We start from the raw sequence: 948 nt of genomic DNA on the forward strand, positions 1-948 counted from the left end.
TGACCAATGACGTGCTCTTTCATGAGCCGGGGCGCCAGATCCTGCAGGATGTCGTCACTGCGATCCGTCACAATGTCACCATCGACGAGCTCGGACATCGGCACGAGCGTTTCGCCGATCGCTATCTGAAACCGCCGGAAGAAATGCACCGGCTGTTCGGCCGCTATCCGGAAGCGCTAGCCCGCACGATTGAGATCATGGAGTGCTGCCCGTTCAAGCTCGACGAGCTTGCCTATCAGTATCCCGAAGAGAAGCTCTATCCCGACCTTACCCCGCAGCAGGCGCTCGAAAAGTTGACCTGGGAAGGGGCGGTCGACCGCTATCCGGAAGGACTGCCTTCCAAGGTCCGGCGCAATCTCGAGCACGAATTGCGGCTGATCGAGAAGCTCGAATATGCACCCTACTTCCTGACGGTGAACTCGATCGTCCGGTTCGCGCGCTCAAAGGAAATTCTGTGTCAGGGGCGCGGCTCGGCCGCCAACTCAGCGGTCTGCTACGTGCTCGGCATCACCTCGATCGATCCGGATCGCAATGACCTCCTCTTCGAGCGCTTCGTCTCTGAAGAGCGCCGTGAACCGCCGGACATCGACGTCGATTTTGAACACGAAAGGCGCGAGGAAGTCATCCAGTGGGTCTACGAGACCTATGGCCGCGACCGCGCCGCGCTGTGCTCGACCGTTATCCGGTATCGCTCCAAAGGCGCCGTTCGCGACGTGGGCAAGGCGCTCGGCCTGCCGGAGGACCTGACAAAGACCCTACCGTCCCAGATCTGGGGCTGGTCCGAAGGCGTTGAGCAAAAACACGCCGAAGGTCTAAATCTTAACATGGGCGATCGCCGCCTGCGGCTGGCGCTGGAACTTGCCCACCAACTTGTCGGAACACCTCGTCACCTATCCCAGCATCCGGGCGGATTCGTGCTGACCCGCGATCGGCTCGATGAGCTCGTAC

Annotated in this window: 1 pseudogene; it reads left to right on the forward strand. The window is 60.7% G+C overall.

What is annotated here, in order from left to right:
- Positions 1-948, forward strand: a pseudogene (gene dnaE2, locus CEV33_RS00625) (error-prone DNA polymerase); the annotation flags it as partial.

Source organism: Brucella grignonensis, from assembly GCF_002252505.1.
GTDB classification, from domain to species: Bacteria; Pseudomonadota; Alphaproteobacteria; order Rhizobiales; family Rhizobiaceae; genus Brucella; species Brucella grignonensis.